This is a genomic window from Duganella sp. Root198D2 (assembly GCF_001428585.1).
Taxonomy (GTDB): Bacteria; Pseudomonadota; Gammaproteobacteria; order Burkholderiales; family Burkholderiaceae_D; genus Rugamonas.
The window spans coordinates 114378-132736 of the sequence record NZ_LMIC01000003.1; the positions used below are offsets into that span (position 1 = coordinate 114378).

22 protein-coding genes, 1 tRNA gene and 1 pseudogene are annotated in these 18359 nt (G+C 58.8%); 17 read left to right on the forward strand and 7 right to left on the reverse strand.

The window, feature by feature from the left end; translation table 11 throughout:
* The first annotated feature begins 9 nt into the window (after window positions 1-9).
* Window positions 10-768, forward strand: a complete 759-nt coding sequence (locus ASE26_RS05560) for a LytR C-terminal domain-containing protein (RefSeq protein WP_055926852.1) — start codon at window positions 10-12, stop codon at window positions 766-768.
* Window positions 769-801: 33 nt separating this feature from the next.
* Here ASE26_RS05560 and ASE26_RS05565 read toward each other — a convergent pair whose 3' ends face one another.
* Both ASE26_RS05565 and ASE26_RS05570 read right to left on the reverse strand, forming a co-directional pair.
* Window positions 802-1563 (reverse strand): GIN domain-containing protein, encoded by a 762-nt coding sequence (locus ASE26_RS05565; RefSeq protein WP_055926850.1) that lies wholly within the window; start codon window positions 1561-1563, stop codon window positions 802-804.
* Between the two features lie 34 nt (window positions 1564-1597).
* Window positions 1598-1795: a hypothetical protein gene (locus ASE26_RS05570; RefSeq protein WP_055926848.1), complete on the reverse strand. Its 198-nt coding sequence runs from the start codon at window positions 1793-1795 to the stop codon at window positions 1598-1600.
* A 202-nt stretch (window positions 1796-1997) separates the two neighbouring features.
* Here ASE26_RS05570 and ASE26_RS05575 point away from each other — a divergent pair, with 202 nt between their 5' ends.
* Together ASE26_RS05575 and ASE26_RS05580 are read left to right on the forward strand one after the other, a co-directional pair.
* Window positions 1998-3023 (forward strand): sensor histidine kinase, encoded by a 1026-nt coding sequence (locus tag ASE26_RS05575; RefSeq protein ID WP_055926845.1) that lies wholly within the window; start codon window positions 1998-2000, stop codon window positions 3021-3023.
* Entirely contained in the window at window positions 3020-3778 is a 759-nt protein-coding gene (locus tag ASE26_RS05580; RefSeq protein ID WP_057245736.1) for a LytTR family DNA-binding domain-containing protein, read from the forward strand. The genes ASE26_RS05575 and ASE26_RS05580 overlap by 4 nt, the downstream gene beginning before the upstream one ends.
* Here the strand turns inward: ASE26_RS05580 and ASE26_RS05585 are convergent.
* The 5 genes from ASE26_RS05585 to mscL all read right to left on the reverse strand — a co-directional run bounded on the left by ASE26_RS05585 (window position 3775) and on the right by mscL (window position 7617).
* Window positions 3775-4851 carry a tartrate dehydrogenase gene (locus tag ASE26_RS05585; RefSeq protein WP_057245737.1) on the reverse strand — a complete coding sequence of 359 codons (1077 nt, stop codon included), beginning with the start codon at window positions 4849-4851 and terminating at the stop codon, window positions 3775-3777. The two genes, ASE26_RS05580 and ASE26_RS05585, sit on opposite strands and share 4 nt — an antisense overlap.
* A gap of 193 nt (window positions 4852-5044) precedes the next feature.
* Window positions 5045-5317, reverse strand: coding sequence for a hypothetical protein (locus ASE26_RS05590; protein WP_057245738.1), 273 nt, complete (start codon window positions 5315-5317; stop codon window positions 5045-5047).
* A gap of 11 nt (window positions 5318-5328) precedes the next feature.
* Window positions 5329-6021, reverse strand: coding sequence for a DUF2461 domain-containing protein (locus tag ASE26_RS05595; RefSeq protein WP_055926840.1), 693 nt, complete (start codon window positions 6019-6021; stop codon window positions 5329-5331).
* Between the two features lie 2 nt (window positions 6022-6023).
* On the reverse strand, window positions 6024-7160 hold the full coding sequence (locus ASE26_RS05600) for a Do family serine endopeptidase (RefSeq protein ID WP_055926838.1): 1137 nt from the start codon (window positions 7158-7160) through the stop codon (window positions 6024-6026).
* 31 nt (window positions 7161-7191) lie between these two features.
* Complete coding sequence (gene mscL, locus ASE26_RS05605; RefSeq protein WP_055926836.1) at window positions 7192-7617, reverse strand: large conductance mechanosensitive channel protein MscL; 426 nt, start codon at window positions 7615-7617, stop codon at window positions 7192-7194.
* 200 nt (window positions 7618-7817) lie between these two features.
* Between mscL and petA the strand changes: the two genes are divergently transcribed.
* The 14 genes and pseudogenes from petA to ASE26_RS05670 all read left to right on the forward strand — a co-directional run bounded on the left by petA (window position 7818) and on the right by ASE26_RS05670 (window position 18348).
* The gene (gene petA, locus ASE26_RS05610; RefSeq protein WP_055926834.1) at window positions 7818-8426 is read left to right on the forward strand and encodes a ubiquinol-cytochrome c reductase iron-sulfur subunit; all 609 of its coding nucleotides are present in this window, start codon (window positions 7818-7820) and stop codon (window positions 8424-8426) included.
* A 3-nt stretch (window positions 8427-8429) separates the two neighbouring features.
* Window positions 8430-9842: a cytochrome bc complex cytochrome b subunit gene (locus ASE26_RS05615; protein ID WP_055926832.1), complete on the forward strand. Its 1413-nt coding sequence runs from the start codon at window positions 8430-8432 to the stop codon at window positions 9840-9842.
* A 35-nt stretch (window positions 9843-9877) separates the two neighbouring features.
* Window positions 9878-10642: a cytochrome c1 gene (locus ASE26_RS05620; protein WP_055926830.1), complete on the forward strand. Its 765-nt coding sequence runs from the start codon at window positions 9878-9880 to the stop codon at window positions 10640-10642.
* 111 nt (window positions 10643-10753) lie between these two features.
* Window positions 10754-11365 carry a glutathione S-transferase N-terminal domain-containing protein gene (locus ASE26_RS05625; protein WP_028103178.1) on the forward strand — a complete coding sequence of 204 codons (612 nt, stop codon included), beginning with the start codon at window positions 10754-10756 and terminating at the stop codon, window positions 11363-11365.
* Between the two features lie 60 nt (window positions 11366-11425).
* Window positions 11426-11911 carry a ClpXP protease specificity-enhancing factor gene (locus tag ASE26_RS05630; RefSeq protein WP_057245739.1) on the forward strand — a complete coding sequence of 162 codons (486 nt, stop codon included), beginning with the start codon at window positions 11426-11428 and terminating at the stop codon, window positions 11909-11911.
* A gap of 26 nt (window positions 11912-11937) precedes the next feature.
* A tRNA-Thr gene (locus tag ASE26_RS05635) sits at window positions 11938-12013 on the forward strand.
* Between the two features lie 108 nt (window positions 12014-12121).
* A pseudogene (locus tag ASE26_RS31370) lies at window positions 12122-13159 on the forward strand (tyrosine-type recombinase/integrase); the annotation flags it as partial.
* Window positions 13151-13768, forward strand: a complete 618-nt coding sequence (locus ASE26_RS31375; RefSeq protein WP_229208120.1) for an HAD family hydrolase — start codon at window positions 13151-13153, stop codon at window positions 13766-13768. The pseudogene ASE26_RS31370 and the gene ASE26_RS31375, both read left to right, overlap by 9 nt.
* Before the next feature lie 65 nt (window positions 13769-13833).
* Window positions 13834-14484, forward strand: coding sequence for a hypothetical protein (locus ASE26_RS05645; protein ID WP_156409887.1), 651 nt, complete (start codon window positions 13834-13836; stop codon window positions 14482-14484).
* Between the two features lie 308 nt (window positions 14485-14792).
* Window positions 14793-15014 carry a hypothetical protein gene (locus tag ASE26_RS05650; protein ID WP_057245741.1) on the forward strand — a complete coding sequence of 74 codons (222 nt, stop codon included), beginning with the start codon at window positions 14793-14795 and terminating at the stop codon, window positions 15012-15014.
* Window positions 15011-15871, forward strand: a complete 861-nt coding sequence (locus tag ASE26_RS30455; protein WP_156409888.1) for a helix-turn-helix domain-containing protein — start codon at window positions 15011-15013, stop codon at window positions 15869-15871. Before ASE26_RS05650 ends, ASE26_RS30455 begins: the two co-directional genes overlap by 4 nt.
* Window positions 15868-16608 (forward strand): P-type conjugative transfer protein TrbJ, encoded by a 741-nt coding sequence (gene trbJ, locus ASE26_RS05660; RefSeq protein ID WP_057245743.1) that lies wholly within the window; start codon window positions 15868-15870, stop codon window positions 16606-16608. The genes ASE26_RS30455 and trbJ overlap by 4 nt, the downstream gene beginning before the upstream one ends.
* 11 nt (window positions 16609-16619) lie before the next feature.
* Window positions 16620-16856: a hypothetical protein gene (locus ASE26_RS30460; protein ID WP_057245744.1), complete on the forward strand. Its 237-nt coding sequence runs from the start codon at window positions 16620-16622 to the stop codon at window positions 16854-16856.
* Window positions 16843-18348, forward strand: a complete 1506-nt coding sequence (locus tag ASE26_RS05670) for a type IV secretion system protein (protein ID WP_082591297.1) — start codon at window positions 16843-16845, stop codon at window positions 18346-18348. Before ASE26_RS30460 ends, ASE26_RS05670 begins: the two co-directional genes overlap by 14 nt.
* Window positions 18349-18359: the final 11 nt, after the last annotated feature.

The following is an 18359-nucleotide window of genomic DNA, read 5'->3' on the forward strand; positions in this document are numbered from 1 at the left end:
GAGCTTGCCATGCGTAAGACGATCATTGCCGCCGCCGTTGGGCTGGTGGCGGCGTGCAGCATGCCGGTGCTGCCGCCGCCTCCCGCCTTCGGTTCGGCCACGCCGGCCGCCACGCCCGCCCCCGGAGCGCTGGCCGGGGATGGCCGCTACCAGGAAGCCATTGCGCTGCTGGAAGAGCGCGCGCGGCGCACGCCCGGCGCGGCCCTGTTTGGCGACCTTGGCTACGCCTACTACCTTGGCGGACAGCTGGAACAAGCGCAGGCGGCGTTGGAACGGGCCTGCCTGATGGCGCCATCCAGCGCGGTTGCGTGGGAACACCTGGCTGCGCTGCTGGAGGCGATCGGCGACAGCGCCCGTGCGCTGGAAGCAATGCGCCATGCGCGCCTGTTGCGCGAGCGGGAGGAGGGCGCGGCCGGCCAGGACAAGGCCAGCGGGGCTGGCGGCGGCCTGTGGCCGGACGGGATGGCGCGCGTCGAAGTGCGGCAGGTCGGCGCCGGGCTGGTTGAAGTCGCAAGAGTGGAGCGCGGCGCGCCGACGCGCCTTGAAGTCAGCAACGGCAACGGCATCCGCGGCATGGCCGCCGCGGTGGCGCGGCGCTTACGGGCGGAAGGAATGCAGGTCGTGCGCCTGACCAACACCATCCCCTTCAATGTGGAACAGACGCGGGTCGAAATCCGCGCCAGCGGCGAGGCGCAACTGCGCATCGTGCTGGGCAAGGACGCGGGAATAAAAAAGCCGCCCGGGGTTAGCGGGCGGCAAGCACCGTGAAACAACTCACGAGTTGGTAGGGAATCGTTGGCTTCAGTTCCAGGACACGCTGCCCATGCCACGTGCGGTGGACTGGCGGTTGGCTGGCTTGCCGTACACAGTTGCCGAACCCATGCCAGAGAGGCGCAGGTTGGCGGAAGTCTTTGCGTTGAAGGTGGCGCTGCCAAGGCCGGTCATGTCGGCATCCACGCTATCGCTTTGCAGTTGTTTTGCATCGAGGCTGCCGATGCCGCCCAACCTGGCGTTGAGCTGCTTGCTCTGGCCGGAGATCGCGATCTGGCCGGCGCCTTTCAGGTTCAGGTCCACCACGTCGGCCTGGGTATCGCTGACAGTCATGCTGCCCACGCCGGTCAGGCGGGCATCGACCTTCTTGAAGCGCGATGCCATGCTCACGGCGCCGGCGCCTTCCAGGGAGAGGCGAACTTCGTCGCCGTCGAATCCCTTTACTTCAGCCGAACCGACGCCGGCGGAAACCAGTTCGCGCAGCTGCGGCAGGCTCAGTTCCGCTTTCAGGTTGCGCGGGCCGATATGGATGCCGCGCATATTTTCGGTGCCGATGCGGATGGTGTCGCCGTTCTGCGTCACCGTAATCTTTTGCAGGTAGCGCTTGTCGCCGGACAGCACCAGTGCCGGTGCGCCTTGCTTCAGCTTCAGGTCTACCACGCCATCCAGGACTACTTTCACAGGGCGGCCGTCAACAGTGCGCGCTTCGGTGATGATTTCTTCCGCGTGGGCGATGCCGCCTGCGGCGAACATCATTGCGGTCATCATCGTGGCGGTGAAGAACTTTTTCATGTTGAGGCTCCGTGGGATATCGATTGCGTTCGAATTACAGTGCGGCTTTTTCAGCAGCGGTCAGGCGCTTGGCGGTGACCGTCACCACTGGCATGGCCTGGGTTTGGGCCTTGGCGACGACGGCTGCCGGCGCGCTGTGTTTCAGCGGGGTGGCCGCGGTGGCGAAGCCGGTTGCGCTGATGACGGCAACTGCTGCGAGGAAGATGTATTCCATGTTTTTGGCGATGTTCATTTTGCTCTCCATTCGGTTGGGTTAAGTTCATTTCGCGTTTCGTTGATTGAACTATAGATATGTGCGGTGTCCAGCACTACCGGTGTGCGACGAAATGCAGAAATGACGACCTGAAATGCAGGAAAGCCGGTGTGACGAAGGCGGACGACCGTGTGACAAGGCCCGTCGGCCCCGGTGAAAAGGAGCGGTATACTGTCCAGCCATGAGAACCTTGCATTTCCTGCGTATCCTCGGCACCAGCGTGCTGGTGTGGAGCGTCGTCTGCCTGACCGGGGCTGCCTCCTCCTATGGCTCGCTGCTGCAGCGCGGCGCCAATCCCTCTTATTGGGAGCTCCTCGGCGACTGGGGCGGTGCGCATGCCCTGATGGTGTTGTTCAGCGCCGTCCTGTATGTCGTCCTCGAGCGCTGGCCGCAGTCGCTGGCCAGCCCGCGCGGGATAGTGCGCACTTACCTGCTGGTCCTGCTCCTGTTCCTGCCGCTGGAATGCGCCTTCGTCTCCCTGCAAAATGACAGGAGCTGGTTCGCCGTCTTCCTCGAGCTGACCTGGACCACCTTCACCTTTGTTACGGTGGCCGGCATCCGCATCTGGCAAATCCAGCGTGCGCGCGAGACCGATAACCTGAGCCTGCGCCTTGAGCTGGAGCAGCAGCGCCTGGCCGCACTGCGAGGGCAATTGGAGCCGCACTTCCTGTTCAACGCCCTGAACGCCGTCAGTGCGCTGGTGCGCATGGACGACAAGGGCGCGACCCTGAGCGCAATCAGCCGCCTGAGCGGCCTGCTGCGCTATGCCCAGGCGGCCAGTTCGCGCGACTGGGTCACGCTGGCGGAGGAATTGCAGTTCGTACGCGACTATCTTTCGCTGCAGTCGATGCGCTACGGTAACCGGCTACATGTGTCCATCGAAGGCGACAGCGGAGCGGTGCTGGCTGCCGATTGCCCGCCCTTGCTGCTGCAGCCCCTGGTTGAGAACGCGCTGCGCCACGACCTGGATTGCCATGACGGCGACTGTGATATCAAGCTGCGCTTCTCCGAGCAAGGAGGCATGCTGCACATCCATATCAGCAATTCGGCGCGTGAAGTGACGGCTAACCCCGGCATGGGAATGGGCCTGCGCAATATCGAGGCGCGCCTGCGCATCGCTTGCGGCAGCGGCGCCGGCTTGCGCACCGGGCGCGCCGATGGCCGCTTTGTCGCCGAGATCAATATGCCGATGTATTTCGCCGCATGAAGATCCGCGCCCTGATCGTCGACGACGAAGAACCCGGCCGCATCAACCTGCGCTACGGCCTGGCGCCGCATGAGGGCTGGCAGCTGGTTGGGGAATGCGCCAGTGCCGCGGCGGCGCGCGCAGCCCTGGCAGGCCAGGAAGTGGATGTGATCTTCCTCGACATCCAGATGCCGCAGGAAACCGGACTGGCGCTGGCGCGTGAGCTGGCGCAGCGCGAAGAGCCGCCGCTGGTGATCTTCGCCACGGCCTATAACGAGCATGCCATCGAAGCCTTTGAAGTGCATGCGCTGGATTACCTTCTTAAACCCTTCGACGACCAGCGCCTGGCGCAGGCGCTCGAGCGCGCCGCCGCCATGCTGGAACAACGCCAGCGCGCCGCCTATGCCCGCGCCATGCGCGCCTTCGTGGAGCCGCAAGGGAAGACATACCTGCAGCAGTTGAACGTGCGCTCGGTCGGCCGCATCGAATGCGTGCAAGTTGCGGAAGTGCTGTGGATCGAGGCGGCGGGCAATTATGTCGAACTGCGCCTGCCGCAGCGGCGCGTGCTGCACCGGGTGCCCTTGGCGCGGCTGGAGCAGCACCTGGACCCGGCCGGCTTCCTGCGCGTGCACCGGCGCGCCCTGGTGCGGGTGGACGAGGTGGCGTCGCTGGAGCGCGACGCCGAAGGGGGCAGCCAGCTGGTCTTGCGCTGCGGCGACCGGGTGCCGGTCAGCGAACGCCACCTGCCGGCGGTCAGGGCACTGCTGGGTGCTTAAACCAGGGCGGCGATGGCCATCCCCATGTCGGTGGTGGAAGCCGAGCCGCCCATGTCCGGCGTACGCGGACCCTGCACCAGCACCGTTTCGATGGCGCGCATGATGCTGTCGTGCGCCTGCGTGTAGCGGGCGTCGCCATTGCCGAGGAAATCGAGCATCATGGCGCCGGACCAGATCATGGCGACCGGGTTGGCGATGTTCCTGCCGTAGATATCCGGCGCCGAACCGTGCACCGGCTCGAACAGGGACGGCAGGGTGCGTTCCGGATTCAGGTTGGCCGAAGGCGCGATGCCGATGGTGCCGGCGCAGGCCGGGCCAAGGTCGCTCAGGATATCGCCAAACAGGTTGGACGCCACCACCACGTCAAAGCGCTCAGGGCTCAGCACAAAGCGCGCCGCCAGGATGTCGACGTGGTACTGGTCCCAGCGCACCTCCGGATAGCTGGCGGACATGGCTTTCACGCGCTCGTCCCAATACGGCATGCTGATCGCGATGCCGTTCGATTTGGTGGCGGAAGTCAGGTGCTTTTTCGGGCGCGATTGCGCCAGGTCGAAGGCGAACTGCAGGATGCGGTCGACGCCTTTGCGCGTGAATACGGCTTCCTGCAGCACGACCTCGCGCTCGGTATTCTCGAACAGGCGGCCGCCGACGGCGGAATACTCGCCCTCGGTGTTCTCGCGCACCACGTAGAAATCGATATCGCCCGGTTTCTTCCCGGCCAGCGGGCATGGCACGCCCGGCATCAGGCGCACCGGACGCAGGTTCACGTACTGGTCGAACTCGCGGCGGAACTTGATCAGGGAGCCCCACAGGGAAATATGGTCGGGCACCGCATCGGGCCAGCCGACTGCGCCGAAGTAGATGGCATCAAAGCCCTTCAGCAGGTCGAACCAGTCGGGCGGCATCATCTGGCCATGCTGCACGTAGTAGTCGCAGTTGGCCCAATCGAAGGTCGTGAATTCCAGGTCCAGCCCGAAGCGGGCTGCGACCGCGTGCATGGCACGCAAGCCTTCCGGCATCACTTCCTTGCCGATGCCGTCGCCGGCGATAACCGCGATGCGGTGTGTGCTCATGTTTTAGCTAGCCTTTCAGCAGCAGCCGAGCATGCGCAGGCAGCATTCGATGCTCATGCAGCAGTCGTTGCTGGCAGCGAAGGCGGCAGCGGATGCCAGCAACAGGCTGGCGCCAATGATGATTTTCTTCATGGTGTACTCCAAAGATGTGGCAGGAAGCGGGCGCTTGGCCCGCGCGGACAAGGCGGCCGCTCTATTGGGGTGGGCGCCAGATGCTGTCAATCGGATCGGAGAAGTGATGCGACGGCGCCAGGGCCGCGTCATCGTTGCCAGCAAGCGGCGGCAGCGCAGGTCGGGCCGCTGCTGCCGCCAGCGGCGGCGCGCAAGCGGGCAGGCAGCCCATGTCGGCACAGACAGAAACCGGGCAATCGGCGTCCAGGCAGCAGGTGTGCACCGATTTCGCCGCGGCAACCGAGTGGTTGAGCAGAAAGACCAGTGCCAGCAGCAGGATGCGCAGGAGTGCCATGATGCGGTATTTTACGCCGCTTCCACTTCTTCCACCGGAGCGGAACGCATCCACTGTACCAGCGGCCAGGCGTCCTTGAAGGCGCCGGCGATCATGCCGAGCAGCTCGTCCGGTTTGTTCAGCGGCAGCTTCACTTCCTGGTAGACGAAGAAGCTTTTCAGCTTGATGAATTCGATATGCTCATGTTCCGGGTCGAAACCCTTCGGCGGGCGCTGCAGCTTGTGTTCCTCGGTGATCGAACCGTAGCGCGCCTTCAGCGCCTTGTTGGCCAGGGCCTTCTTGAAGCCGGCGGCATCGTTGACCATGTGCTTGCGCAGCGCCTTCAGGCGGTGCGGCGGCGGGATATATTCGCCGGCGCCGATGCCCAGCACGCCGTCGGGGCTGATCTGGAAATACCAGGTCGGGCCGCCCGCCATGCTCGGGCGGCGCATATCGTTGGGCGCGATAGCTGCCGAGAAGTGGGTCTTGTATGGGCTCTTGTCGTGGGCGAAGCGCACGTCGCGGTTGATGCGGAACATGGCTTTCTTCGGGTTGCAGAACTTGACCTGGGCGTCGAACTTGCCCAGTTCGGCAATCACCTGGGTCACCAGCTCCAGGAATTCCTCGCGCAGGATGTCGTAGCGCGGCTTGTTCATCACGAACCACGGGCGGTTGTTGTTGTCGGACAGTTCCGTCAGGTAGCGGGTCAGGTCGCGCAGGTGCATGGCTATTTTTTCGCAGGTGGGCGTTTGCCCACGGTGAGTTGGAGTTCGCTTTCGCGGCTCTTGCGCAGGATGCGCATGGTCGACTGGCCGCCGGGCGAGAGTTGGGCGATCAGGTTCAGCATTTCATTGGTGTCCTTGACCGGCTTGCCGTCCACCGACAGCAGGATGTCGCCGGGCTTCATGCCGGCCTTGTCGGCCGGGCCGTTGCGCACCACGCCGGCGATGATGGCGCCGGAATCGCGGTCCAGGCTGAAGCTGCGCGCCAGTTCCGGCGTAATTTCCTGCGACTCGACGCCGATCCAGCCGCGCACCACATGGCCGTCTTTAATAATGGCTTCCAGCACGTTGCGCGCCGTGCTGACGGGGATCGCGAAGCCGATGCCGACCGAGCCGCCGGTCTGCGAGTAAATCGCCGAGTTAATGCCCAGCAGGTTGCCCTGGGTGTCGATCAGGGCGCCGCCCGAGTTGCCGAAATTAATGGCAGCATCGGTCTGGATGAAGTTTTCGAAGTGGTTGATATGCAGGTTATTGCGGCCCAGGGCGGAGATGATGCCCATGGTGACGGTCTGGCCGACGCCAAAGGGATTGCCGATGGCCAGCACCACATCGCCTACCTTGGCCTGTTCGACCTGGCCCAGGTTCACCACCGGCAGCTTGTCCAGTTCGATGCGTACCACCGCCAGGTCGGTTTCCGGATCGGTGCCGACCATCTTGGCGGCCGCCTTGCGGCCATCCGGCAGCACCACCTGGATTTCGTCGGCCGCTTCCACCACGTGGTAATTCGTCAGGATGTAGCCTTGCGGGCTGACGATGACGCCGGAACCCAGGCTGTTCTGGTCATCTTCCTCGTCGCGGTCGCCGAAGAAACGCTTGAAGAACGGATCGCGCGACAGCGGATGGCGCTTGCGTACCGCCTTGGTGGTCAGGATGTTGACGACGGCGGGCATGGCGCGGCCAGCGGCGGTCCGGTAGGAGCCGGGAGAGGGCGGCATGGCCTCGGCCAGCACTGCAGTGCGGCTGGCCGCTGCGGCAGCCGGGGTGCCGGTGGCCGGCGCCGGCCGCTGCACGGCCGTGTATACAAAGAACAGTGCCAAAGCGATGGTCACCGTTTGTGCAAACAATAACCAGAGTCTTCGCATGGCGGTATTGCTACAAAATGGGAGTTAACTCCTATTTTCGCAAAGAATCGCGAATTTCGCGCAGCAGCACGATATCTTCTGAAGGTGGTACAGGTTCTGCCGCCGCGGCAGCCGGCGCTTCCTCGCGGCGCAGCTTGGCGACCAGGCGTACCATCTGGAAGATCACGAAGGCCAGGATGACGAAATTCAGCAAGATGGTGAAGAAATTGCCATAGGCGATCACCGCACCCAGTTTCTTCGCTTCGGCCAGGGCCAGGTTGTGCGCCTGTCCGTTAAGAGGAATGTAATAGTTGGCGAAATCGAGGCCGCCGAGCAGCATGCCGATTGGCGGCATGATGACGTCGGCCACCAGGGAATCGACGATTTTGCCGAAGGCCGCGCCGATGATGACACCGACCGCCAGGTCGATGACATTGCCCTTCATGGCGAATTCTTTGAAGTCTTGCATCATTCCCATAACATATTCTCCCCAAAAATTTATGGATTTGTGTCAACTTTGCTGCAAATTCATGGAACGCGCAAGGGGCGCAACATTGGGATGGATTAGCTAATTGCAAGGTTTTGCTTTAAATCGCAACTTCACTACTTTATAATTTAAGGTTGCTAGAAGCTTTGTTGACAATAAAGATTTTGGATTTTTGACTGATTGGGGTTTGTATGAGTAACGAGAAGCAGGTCGATTCGAGCCGTCGCGGACTCCTCGTCGCAACGTGTGCGGCAGGTGGTGTGGTCGGTTTGGGTGCAACTGGCGCCCTGGTAAGCACGTTCCAGCCGTCCGAGCGCGCGAAGGCAGCTGGTGCACCGGTGGAAGTGGATATCTCTACGCTGCAGCCGGGCGAAATGAAAACTGTCGAATGGCGTGGTAAGCCAGTCTGGATCCTGAAGCGTACCCCGGATATGGTGGCAACGCTGGCGAAAGACGAGGCCGAGCTGGCCGATCCGAAATCTGAGCGTACCCCGGACGACCTGACGCCGGAATACGCGCGCAACCCGCATCGCTCAATCAAGCCTGAAATCCTGGTGGCCGTGGGCATCTGCTCCCACCTGGGCTGCTCCCCTTCGTCGAAATTCACCCCTGGCGCACAGCCTTCGCTGCCAGACAACTGGCTCGGCGGCTTCCTGTGCCCATGCCACGGTTCGACCTTCGACCTGGCCGGCCGTGTGTTCAAGAACAAGCCTGCCCCGGACAACCTGCAAGTGCCGCGCCATATGTACCTGGGCGACAGCAAGCTGATCATCGGTAAAGACGAGAAAGGCGAGGCATAATCCATGGCCGCATTCAAGGAAACCAAATTCCCTGCCGACGCACCAATTGCCAAGAAGGCCTTGGGCTGGGTCGACGACCGCTTCCCGGCCACCAAGCTGTGGAACGACCAATGGGGCAAATACTACGCCCCGAAAAACTTCAACTTCTGGTACATCTTCGGTTCCCTGGCCATGCTGGTGCTGGTGCTGCAGATCGTCACCGGCATCTTCCTGACCATGCACTACAAGCCGGACGCCGGCCTGGCCTTCGCGTCGGTTGAATACATCATGCGCGAAGTGCCATGGGGCTGGCTGGTGCGCTATATGCACTCGACCGGCGCCTCGGCCTTCTTCATCATCGTGTACCTGCACATGACGCGCGGCCTGATGTACGGTTCCTACCGCAAGCCACGTGAACTGATCTGGCTGTTCGGTTTCGCCATCTTCCTGTGCCTGATGGCCGAAGCGTTCTTCGGCTACCTGCTGCCATGGGGCCAGATGTCGTACTGGGGCGCCCAGGTGATTGTCAACCTGTTCGGCGCTATTCCGCTGATCGGCCCTGACCTGTCGCTGTGGATCCGTGGCGACTACGTGGTGTCCGACGCGACCCTGAACCGCTTCTTCGCTTTCCACGTGATCGCCATCCCGCTGGTCCTGCTGGGCCTGGTGGCTGCCCACCTGATCGCGCTGCACGAAGTCGGCTCGTCCAACCCGGACGGCATCGAAGTGAAAGAAAACCTGGGCCCGGACGGCCACCCAGTGGATTCGATCCCATCGCACCCGTACTACACCGTGCACGACCTGTTCGGCGTGTCCGTGTTCCTGACCATCTTCTCGGCTGTGGTGTTCTTCGCGCCTGAAATGGGCGGCTACTTCCTGGAGTACAACAACTTCCTGCCGGGCGATTCGATGAAGACCCCGCCGCACATTGCTCCGACCTGGTACTTCACCGCTTTCTACTCGGTGCTGCGCGCCACGACTTCGGACTTCCTGTGGGTGCTGATGGTGGGCATCGCTGCCTACACGGCCTTCCTGTGGATGAAGTCCAAGCTGTCGAGCATGGTCAAGGTCGCGGTCAGCGTGATCGCGCTGCTGATGATCGTGGGCATGCTGCCAGGCGCACTGGATGCGAAATTCTGGGGCGTGGTGTTCTTCGGCGGTTCCGTGGTGATCCTGGCCTTCCTGCCATGGCTCGACCACTCGCCAGTGAAATCGATCCGTTATCGTCCTGATTGGCACAAGTATGTGTACGCTGGCCTGGCCATCTCCTTCGTAGCCCTGGGCTACCTGGGTACCCAGCCGCCTAGCCCAGTCGGCACGCTGATCGCCCAGGTTGCAACCCTGTACTACTTCAGCTTCTTCTTGCTGATGCCATGGTGGAGCGTCATGGGTACGTTCAAAAAAGTGCCGGACCGCGTTGTGTTCCACGCGCACTAATCGAACGACCAGAACGCTAAGCAAAGGACTAATAAATGATCTTTTCAAAGAAACTGCTGGCCCTCCTGGCCCTGGTACCAGTGCTGGCCTTCGCCAACGAAGGCGGCTTCCCGCTGGAGAAGGCACCGGATCGCTCGCACAATATGGCTGCCCTGCAAAACGGCGCCAAGCTGTTCGTCAACTACTGCCTGAACTGCCACAATGCGTCGAGCATGCGTTTCAACCGCCTGCGCGACCTGGGCCTGAGCGAAGACCAGATCAAGAACAACCTGCTGTTCACCGGCGAAAAAGTGGGCGAAATGATGACCACCGCCATGCCAGCCAAGGATGCCAAGGTCTGGTTCGGCACGGTGCCGCCGGACTTGTCCGTGATCACCCGCGCCAAGGCAACGCCGTCGAACAGCGGCAGCGACTACCTGTACACCTACCTGCGTACCTTCTACAAGGACGACACCCGCCCAACCGGCTTCAACAACATGGTGCTGCCGAATGCGGCCATGCCACACGTGCTGTGGGAGCTGCAGGGCGTGCAGGCTGCCAAGTTTGAAGAAGTGGCAGACCCGCATGATCACGGCAAGAAGGTGCACAAGTTCGTGGGCTTCGAGCCAGTTACGAAGGGCACCATGAGTAAGCTGGAGTTCGACACTGCCGTCGCCGACATCGTTGGCTATATGGAGTGGATGGCCGAGCCAGCCGCACAGAAGCGCAAGCAGCTGGGCGTATGGGTGCTGATCTTCATGACTATCTTCGCTACCCTGGCATGGCGCCTCAACGCGTCGTACTGGAAAGAAGTCAAATAATTGCGTGCGCCGGATTTCCGGCGCCTGTTTGCGCCGCCAGGTACGCCGGGCGGCCCAACTGGGGTGAACCGTTCGCGGTCTCGCCCCCTTTGTTTCTAAGGAACTAGGAAAATGATGGTTCTCTATTCGGGCACAACCTGCCCATTCTCCCAGCGCTGCCGCCTGGTCCTGTTCGAAAAGGGCATGGACTTTGAAGTGCGCGATGTTGACCTGTTCAACAAGCCGGAAGATATTTCGACCATGAACCCGTATGGCCAGGTACCGATCCTGGTCGAACGCGAATTGATTTTGTACGAATCGAACATCATCAATGAGTACATCGACGAGCGCTTCCCGCATCCGCAGCTGATGCCGGCCGACCCGCTGATGCGCGCGCGTGCCCGCCTGATGCTGTTCAACTTCGAGAAAGAGCTGTTCGTTCACGTGCACACGCTGGAAAGCGAGCGCAACAAGACGAGCGACAAGAGCCACGACAAGGCCCGCGCAGAAATCCGCGACCGCCTGACGACCCTGGCTCCGCTGTTCCTGAAGAACAAGTACATGCTGGGCGACGAGTTCTCCATGCTGGACGTGGCCGTGGCCCCGCTGCTGTGGCGTCTTGACCACTACGGTATCGAGCTGTCGAAGACCGCAGCGCCGCTGATGAAGTACGCCGAGCGTATCTTCTCGCGCCCTGCCTACATCGAAGCGCTGACTCCGTCCGAGAAAGTAATGCGCCGTTAATTGCGGCCCCGGCGGCGCGCCTTTGCTTGCAATGCGCGCGCCGCACCATATAGTTTGAACATGTCAGAAATCTCCACCAAGCCCTATATGCTGCGCGCCATTTACGAATGGTGCACCGATTGCGGCTATACCCCCTACCTGGCGGTCAAGGTCGACGCAGCAACCCAGGTACCGATGGAATACGTGCGGAAGGGCGAAATCGTCCTGAATATCAGCTTCGGCGCCACCTCCGGCCTGAAGATGGATAACGACGCCATTCATTTCCACGCCCGCTTCGGCGGCGTGTCGCGCGAAATCTACGTGCCGGTCAATAACGTGATGGCGATTTATGCCAACGAAAATGGCCAGGGCATGGCGTTCGAGCCATTGCTGGGCCAGGCTACCGTAGCGAAAACGCCTGTGCCGGTCGAAGAAATTGCGCCCGTTCCGACCCTGTCTTCCGTGCCAAGCGCCCCGGCGCCACGCAACGAAGACGACAATGGACCGGATGATGGCGGCGAGCCACCAAAGAAAGGCAGCCGTCCAACCCTCACTCGCATTAAATAGCGTATAATCGCGGCGAAAGTTTTAAAGCCGGCTTAGCTCATCAGGTAGAGCAGTTGATTTGTAATCATCAGGTGGCGGGTTCGAGTCCTGCAGCCGGCACCAAGAATTAGCAGTGAAAACAACGCCTTACGTGTCTTGCACGTAAGGCGTTTGTCTTTGTGAATCTCGAATAGGTACACTTTAGGTACAGTCACAGATCACAGAGGCCCAATGGCGACATTTGTAAAAACCGAATCTGGCTCTTGGAAGGCCGTAATCCGCAAGCAGGGATGGCCGATTACATCCAGGACATTCCGCACAAAACGGGCAGCGACCGACTGGGCTCGGAGCACCGAGGATGAAATGGTGCGGGGCGTTTACATCTCGCGCGCCGGCGCCGAACGCACAACAATCGAAGCGGCCCTTCAACAGTATTTGCAGGAAGTTACGCCGCTCAAGAAGCCTACTACGCAGCGCAGCGAGAAAATTACGGCCAAACACCTTGCCGGCTTTCTTGGCAAATATTCTATGGCCGCAATCTCGAATGAGCTTGTAGCATCCTACCGTGACCATCGCATCGCGAAAGGAAAGTCGAACAATACAGTTCGTATCGAGTTGGCACTTCTCAGCAACCTTTTCACTGTCGCGATCCAAGAGTGGGGGCTGGGGCTAACGCACAATCCCGTTGCTGCAATCCGTAAGCCAAGCCCAGGTAAAGGGCGTGATCGCCGGCTGACAGCAGATGAAGAACGGCGCTTGATTAGCGCTGTCGAAGGACATAGCAATCCAATGCTTGCATGGATCGTGACGTTGGCCATCGAGACCGCGATGCGCCAGTCTGAGATTCTGAATCTGCGGCTTCAAGACGTCGATATGGAAAATCGAGTTGTTCGCCTTGCTGATACCAAAAATAATTCAGCAAGGACCATCCCACTTTCACCGGCCGCAACCGCTGCGCTCAAGAGCGCAATGGGAAATCCTATCCGACCTAAAGAAACAAATCTGGTGTTCTTCGGAGAGCCTGGCCGAGACGGAACCCGACGCCCGTATCAGTTCGCCAAAATTTGGGGCGGCATCAAAGAAAGCATCGGAATCACCGATCTCCGCTTTCACGATTTGCGCCATGAAGCGGTTAGCCGTTTGGTTGAAGCGGGGCTAAGCGACCAAAAAGTAGCGCTGATCAGTGGGCACCAGTCGATGCAAATGCTTCGTCGTTACACACACCTGCGCGCTGAGGAACTGGTGGCCACGCTCGACGATATGGTGAAAGTACGCGCTGTCGTGTTTGACGTGTACGGCACGATCGCCACCATCAACAGCAAGCGGAGTCCGTTTGCGCAATTGCTACAGATAGGGATGGTAAAAGGTCGCGCAAAGACCGCAAACGACGCCAGGACGCTAATGACTCAATCCTGGAGCCTGCAGGGGGCCGCTGACTTTCTCGGTATCGAATTGACGCCGGCCGAGCTGGACGGCTTGGAAAGTGATCTGGAGACTGAGCTGGACTCCATCGCACTGTATCCTGACGTACTCCCTACGATTCGGGCATTGCAGCGCAGGGGTATCAAAATTGCTGTTTGCTCTAACCTCGCCGAACCCTATGCCGCGCCTATCAAGAGGCTGCTACCAGTGCAGCTGGACGCTTATGCCTGGAGCTTCGAGCGGCAGGCCATGAAGCCTGATCGAGCACTTTACGAAGAAGTATGTGAAATGCTCGGTTGCGCACCTAAGCAAGTGCTGATGATTGGTGATACCCGATCCGCCGACGTTGATGGTCCTCGTGGCGCCGGCATGCAGTCGATTTTGTTGGATCGCAACCAAACGCAGGACACTAAAGACACGCTCTCAACGTTGAATGGCCTGCTGGCTATGCTTTGAAGAAACGTTCGAAGCGATTTTGCACGCTTTTTATAATCCAAACCCGACTGGCCTGGTGAATGATCATGATCGACGTCCATAATTTCGCAGATCAATTTAGAGCTTACAGCTGGAACGGGAAGCATTCACTCTACGGTTATCCAGAGGATGCTTTTCCGAGATTCGAATGGATCGTAACACTTGAAAAAAGGTTCGAGTGGTTGAGAATCAACTGTGACAGCGAAAAGACCGCATCAGTCTATCTGATAAAGGAAATGATCCAATGGGGCGGAAGTCAAAACGGAACTCTTCAAAAATTTGAGGATGGTGCGGGCGAAGTCAATTTACAACAGCTAATGGATCAGACAATATCCAATCTCGATGATACGGAGCGCGCCATTTCTAGCGCTTTGAAATTTCCAGGCATGGGACTTACTTACGCCTCAAAACTACTTAGATTTCTTGACCCTGAGCGTTATGGTGCGCTTGATAATAGGATTCGAAAAGCACTTTTAAAAGCAGAAATCCTCCCGGAAATAACTGATTCCTCGAATCCGAATATGATCTCAGGGTATGTCAAATTTATGAACATTGTCGAAGGCATAAGAAGCCAGCTGAACACTCAAGCAATAAGCAGGCCGCAATGCCACCTTCCAGCCGGCACGAGTTCATCGCAGTGGCGAGCCGCTGACATCGAGATGGCTCTGTTTAGTGGGACGCATTTTGAGCGCCCATAGAGGCAGAATAATTGAAACAATTTGTAACCACAGTGACCGGTTTGGTCTCGGGAATTGACAATTATTTGCGCTATACTTAATTTAAGTATGATTTTTCGATAGGTGATTGATTTCTTGGTTACTCAGTTTCCCGAAATGTAGAAATCGGGTTTCCAAAATACGAAGTTCGGGATTGTGAAGCCTTATTGATGTCCATACCGAGTTCGGAATTTCCCGTTACTTACTTGATCATTACGTAATATTTATAAGGTTGACGGCTAACTTCGGTCAAATTAACTTTGGCGCCAGGTTAATAACTGGAGTCAAAAATGACCACCGAAGAAATTCTGATTCAACGCTATGGCGTCCTTCTCTCCCTTCATGACTGCGCCGAACTTTTTTGCCGTAGCGCCGAGGGTCTACGCGTAACGCTCTCCGGGAATAATGAATTCGCAAATCGACTTCGCCCTGCAAAGGTGAAGATTGGCAGGCGCATCTTGTTCAAGGCCAGTGTCATCAGCCGAATTCTGGACGAGGCGCCGGCACAATGAGTATTCGCGCAATGAATTGGGCCTGGGACCACGAAATGGTGCCAACGCCGAAGTTGATCCTTTTGGCGTTGGCCGACGCGGCAAATGAACGAAACGAATGCTGGCCTGGTGTGCCTTTCGTCGCTCGAAAGTGCTGTGTATCGGAGCGGACGGTGCAGCGGGTGCTGCAGGACTTCAGCATTTCGAACCTGGTTTCCATTGAACCCCGATTTGACGCCAGGAACGGCCGGCGTATCCAGAACCTTTACCGCCTTAACTTAGACGCGGGATCGGGCCCTGAGCGCGGTGGGAATCCAAGCCCTGACAAATTGTCACCGCCAAAGTCGCAGAGTGAAGATGACCCCGACAAATTGTCAGGGACGGTGGTGACAAGACCTGTCACCAACGAAGGTGACACAGTTACGTCACCACTTAAATCACAACATGAATCAAAACAACAACCACTACACATCCCAAGGTCGTTGTCGTCGATCGAGCGCCAAGCAGTTTCGTCGCTGTGCGAACAAATCCCGAATGAGGACGCACAGGCCTTGCTTGATGAATTGGCGGATGCGATGGAAACCGGCTCGATTCGAACGAATGCACTTCGCTGGTTCCGGGGCTTGATTGGCCGTTACCGCAAGGGCGAATTCATTCCAGTTGGTGGCGTTCGTGTGACGGCTCGACGGGCTCGCGTCCTGGAGGCCGAACGCGAAGGCGCCTTGATTCCTGAACCGACTGATAGGACCGTCGCAAGAAAATCCATCGCTCAAATCAAAGAGATTGTCGGTGGGCCGCGTGCCACCGCAAAGGGGGCACGCATCTCCAACCGAGATCAATCTAAAGACAGCAAAAAAGACGAAGGAGTCGAGGAATGAACAAGAACGCCCTTCTGCTGGCAGGCTTGCTGGGCATCACACCGCTTGCTGACGCGCAGTTTGGTGGCGCAACTGAGATCACCCAGGTCTTGAATAACGTTGCGTTGATTAATCAGACGCTCCAAATGTATCAGATGGTTCAGCAGGCGATTGAGCAGGTACAGATGGCGAAACAGCAGCTTCAGAACCTCGTTTCCGCCCCCGTTCAAGCCTGGGGGCAGGCACGGCAGGAACTCGATGCCTTGGCAAATATCGTATCCAAAACGAATGCGCTGATGCACGCAGGCGCAAACATTGAAGAGATGTTCAAGTTGAAGTTCCCTGGGTACGCGAAGACGACAGCTAGCAGTAACTTCGGCAGCAAGTTTCAGGGGTTGGTTCAGACCCAATTAGACGGGTTGAATAGCGCCCTGCAGGTGGCTGGATTACAGACGAATCAATTCGCGAATGAGCGAACCACGCTCGCGCAGATTCAGGGGATCTCGGCCAGTTCTCCTGGTTCACTCCAGGCGCTGCAAGCCGGGAACATGATCGCCTCGCAAACGATCGACCAGTTGCAAAAGCTTCGCCAGCTAACCATGACGCAAATGCAGGCGCAGAACGCTTACCTTGCCGGCCAGGCGCAAATTCAGGCAGATCAAACCGATGCAGTCCAGACCTTCATGAATCAGAGTAGTGGAAAAGTGAGGAAGTGGGGCGAGAGCGGTTTCACAGGTTTCGGAACAAAGAACCAATAAGAGAGGCATCGATGAATATCAATCACAAGAAATGGATTTCACTAGTCATTGCGATCCTCGTATTTCTGCTGGCGTGGCCGCTGCTCGAAAGCGGAACAGAAGATTCCGGACTCGCCAGCTCTACGCAGCAAAGCGAACGTCATGTGCGCAAATGGAGCGAAAGCGGATTCACGGGCTTTGGAACTAGCAAAGGAGGGAAGCGCGACGCTGCACCAGTGACGGGGGAGGTTGGCAATGCGAAGAAGTAGTTTGCTCTTAGCGATCGTAGCGGCGATGGCTGTATGTTCGTCGGCTGCGGCCGCGCCGTCGCAACCGGCGGACGTGGGCCAGTTCCTGACCTACTATCGGACCGCATCAACGAATTTCGGGGAGGTGATTCTGACGGCCGCGAAGTGGTTGGCCGCTGCTTTGGCGACCATCGACCTCATCATGGCCATATTACCTAAGCTACTGAGGGGCGAGGGGCCGCAAGAGCTTCTATCAACGTTGGTGATGCGCGTAATGTGGTATGGGTTTCTCGCGTTCCTGATGAATGTTGGGAACATGGTGAGCCTAATTACTGGATTCCGCGAACTCGGAGAGAAAGCAAGCGGCATAAGCGTCCTCAACCCTGCGGACATATTTTGGCAGGGCATTGATATGGTTTCGCTTTTGATGCAGAAGTTTTCGGATAGCGCCAATATTGGAGGCATGCCCGTGCCGGCCGGCGTTGCTGCGGCGAGCAATCCGCTCGTAGCGATCATGATCGCAATCGTGATCATACTGATTGTGGTGGCATTCCTGATCTTGACTGCGCAATACTCCGTAATCCTTGTGCAGATGTATTTTTACCTGGCGTGCTACCCGATCATTATCGCGATGGGCAGTATCAAGTACGGCCGCGACATGACCACTAAAGCGATATCTGGTGCGATTGTGATCGGCGTTCGTTTCTTGGCGGTCTACTTCGTCTTGTATGCAGCCCAACAAACAACAGCTGCAATGGAAGCGCAGCTGCAGAACTTTTCAATCATTGATTTGACGCCAATGTGGGCGGTATTCGGGATGTCGGGACTCTTGGCATTCATCGCCTTGAAAGCTCCGCAAATGGCAGCCGACTTGATCGGTGGTACTGCATCCCTTTCAGGTGGTGATGTGGTTGGAGCCGCTGCCGTCGCCGGCGGAGCAGTTGGAGCAATTGCCGGCGGTGCTGCCGGCGCCGCAGTAGGAGCGGGCGGAACTTTAAGCGGGGCGATAAAGGCAGGTGGCGCCGCCATTGAGCAAGCACGTGCGGCAGGGGCTACGGGCATTCCTGGAATTGCAACAGGAGCAGCTGGTGCGCTCGCAAACGCAGGTGCTGGCGCAGCAAAAGATGCAATTAAGGAGTTTGGCGGCCCATCGTCCGGATTGAGTATGGCGGACAGGATTGAAGCCCAGACCGCGAGCATCAACGAGGTCAAAGCGGCAGGGGCTCCTGCAACGTCGGTACCAGGTGGCCAACCTGCAGCTCCGCAGGTCCAATCTGGTCAGCCAAGTTCTGGCGAATCTTCTGTTCACCGCGCTACGCCGCCGGCACCGGTGGCATCGTCCACGGCTGATTTAAGCGTAGCGCCACTTTCACCAGGATCGGCATCAGTTGGCGGACAAGCGGGCGAACAATCCAGCGGAAAAGACTTGGCAAAGAATTTGGTCAACGAACTCAAACAGGCCGACCGGGCACATGGGGCTGCGGTCAACATCCAGGCCAACAGTCATGATTAATGATCCGAATT